The sequence below is a fragment of the Acinetobacter sp. AS5 genome (assembly GCF_048957595.1).
Classification (GTDB): Bacteria; Pseudomonadota; Gammaproteobacteria; order Pseudomonadales; family Moraxellaceae; genus Acinetobacter.
The window spans coordinates 1-2,438 of the sequence record NZ_JARDAL010000115.1; the positions used below are offsets into that span (position 1 = coordinate 1).

At 35.4% G+C, this 2,438-nt stretch carries 2 protein-coding genes and 1 pseudogene; 2 read left to right on the top strand and 1 reads right to left on the bottom strand.

From position 1 onward, the window contains the following. Positions 1-289 precede the first annotated feature (289 nt). Positions 290-655: a helix-turn-helix transcriptional regulator gene (locus tag PV763_RS17345; protein WP_062035453.1), complete on the top strand. Its 366-nt coding sequence runs from the start codon at positions 290-292 to the stop codon at positions 653-655. Then, entirely contained in the window at positions 649-1,974 is a 1,326-nt protein-coding gene (locus PV763_RS17350) for a type II toxin-antitoxin system HipA family toxin (protein ID WP_062035455.1), read from the top strand. The genes PV763_RS17345 and PV763_RS17350 overlap by 7 nt, the downstream gene beginning before the upstream one ends. 219 nt (positions 1,975-2,193) lie before the next feature. Here the strand turns inward: PV763_RS17350 and PV763_RS17355 are convergent. Next, positions 2,194-2,438 (bottom strand): annotated as a pseudogene (locus tag PV763_RS17355) (hypothetical protein); the annotation flags it as partial.

The window sequence follows — 2,438 nt, forward strand, 5'->3', positions numbered from 1 at the left end:
TGCTGGCATATACAATTTAGATTGGGTGAAAGATAAACAATTAAATTGATTGAAAAATGATTTATGAAGGAAGTCTAAGGTCTAATAAATTTTTATTCATGCTACTAATTATAAGACTTTTTCAATCGAGTGCGTAACATCAGTTTATAACTAACATTCATAATGACTAAATATTTAATCATATAAAGTTAATTTTAGAACTAATGATAATTTTTATCATCCTAATGACATTAAATATTAAAAATGATAAAGTAAACTCATATTAGGAAAATTCTGAAATGGTGAAGCGATGAAATTTGGAGCATTGAAAACACCAGAAGCGATGGGGCGTGAATTAGGTGATCGACTAAAACAAGCACGACTTAATTTAGATCTTACTCAAGAAGAAGTCGGCTTATCGGCAGGCGTGAGTCGCTACACTATAAAAAATTTAGAACAAGGGCGAGGTAATATTCAGGATTTGATGGCTGTTTTAATTGCTTTGGAAAGCACTGATCAATTAGACCACTTAATGCCACCGCAACAGATATCGCCTATAGAATTATTGAAGCTAAGAGGTCGGATGAGAAAGAGAGCATCTGGTTCACACAACAAAACAGTATCGAACAAGAAAATTGACAAGACAAATAGAAGAGAAGAAGATTTAGGATGGTAGATAAAGTTGATGTAATTAAAGTTGTATACAAAGAATTAGATGTTGGAGCTTTAAGTTTTGATCCCACGACAGGTCAAAGCGCGTTTATATATATGCCAGAATTTGTTAGTGCTGGTATAGAGTTATCGCCTTTAACGATGCCTTTGCGGGAAAATTACATATATAACTTTAATGCTTTAAATCCTGAAACTTTCAAAGGATTACCTGGAATGCTAGCTGATTCGCTTCCAGATGATTTTGGTAATCGTATCTTAAATACTTGGCTAGCTTCAAAAGGTCGTGCAGCAAATAGCATTACCCCAATTGAACGACTTCGTTATACAGGGAAGCGTGGTATGGGGGCATTAGAGTTTTTACCTGCTGAAGCTCGTGGAGAATTAAATGCAAATGAATCTGTTCAAATAGATGAACTTGTAGCTATTGCACAGGAAGTTTTATCGGCACGTAACGAATTTGATGCCGAACTAAGATCAGATGGCTCTGATGACCAGGAAGCGATGTTGTCACTCTTAAGCGTAGGAACGAGTGCAGGTGGAGCGAGACCTAAAGCAGTTTTAGCATTCAATGAGGATTTTACAAAAGCCAGATCAGGGCAGGCGAATGTTCCAAGGGGTTACACACACTACTTAATGAAATTTGATGGTGTAACCGAGAGGAATACCAACAAAGAGACATTTGGTGATCCTTTAGGGTATGGTGCAATGGAATATGTCTATTATCAAATGGCTACTGCCTGTGGTATTGATATGATGCCTTGTTATCTACTGCATGAAGGTGATAGACAACATTTCGTAACTCAAAGATATGACAGAATCGGGAATGAAAAGCTGCATGTGCAAACTTTAAATGCAATGGCTCATGTCGATTATAAGATGCCTGGATCATTTTCTTATGAAGAACTATTTCTTGTACTTCGCGAGCTTAAAATGACTGCAGTTGAAGCTGAACAACTATTAAAGCGAATGATCTTCAATATTGTGGCACGTAATCACGATGATCATGCCAAAAACTTCTCATTTATCCTTCGAGATCAGAAATGGGAGTTGGCACCTGCTTATGACTTAGCATTTAGTTATAAACCAGGTTCAATCTGGGTAGAGTCTCATTGGATGTCACTAAATGGTAAGCGCAGAGATTATGTATTAGAAGATATTCTTTCTGTAGAATCTTTAAGCCGAAAATTTACTCCTAAATATGTGCTAGAGGTTTTAAATCATACTATAGAGATTGTGTCAGGATGGAAGGATCTAGCTAAAGCTTCAAATGTTCCTGAAAAACTAATTGCTGAAGTATCCGAAAATTTGAGACTGAAGTTCTAATTTTAAAAATAGAACTCATGCACAAGAATTCTATTGTATTAGATTTCAACCCCATAAAGATTAAATATTTTATCATTATTACTACAATCATACATTAATGATCATATTATTAATCATTATAGGAGTTTATTATTAACAGATATTATGTCTAGCTCCTTCAAATTTTATAAGAAGACATCCTTTATTTAATAATCATTCAAGTGCTTGGTCGCTGTTGCATTACTTACTTGTGCTAGTGTTAATATTTGGAGATTTTACTGGATGATTATTATGACCACTTAATCTATTAATACCTTGCTCAGAATATCGTTTCAACCATTTGCGTAACGTTGGCCTAAAATTGCCATATATCCGACAAACTAGGCCAGCACCATTGGTCTCTTCAAATGGCTTTGTTGCACAAAGATTTGAAATGCAAAGCGCCCCTAATTGAGCCAAATTTAAGGCGTAACTTGGGTAAGTGG

Coding starts and splice junctions, on each gene's coding strand:
- PV763_RS17345 (WP_062035453.1), top strand. CDS start 290: ATGAAATTTGGAGCATTGAAAACACCAGAAGCGATGGGGCGTGAATTA.
- PV763_RS17350 (WP_062035455.1), top strand. CDS start 649: ATGGTAGATAAAGTTGATGTAATTAAAGTTGTATACAAAGAATTAGAT.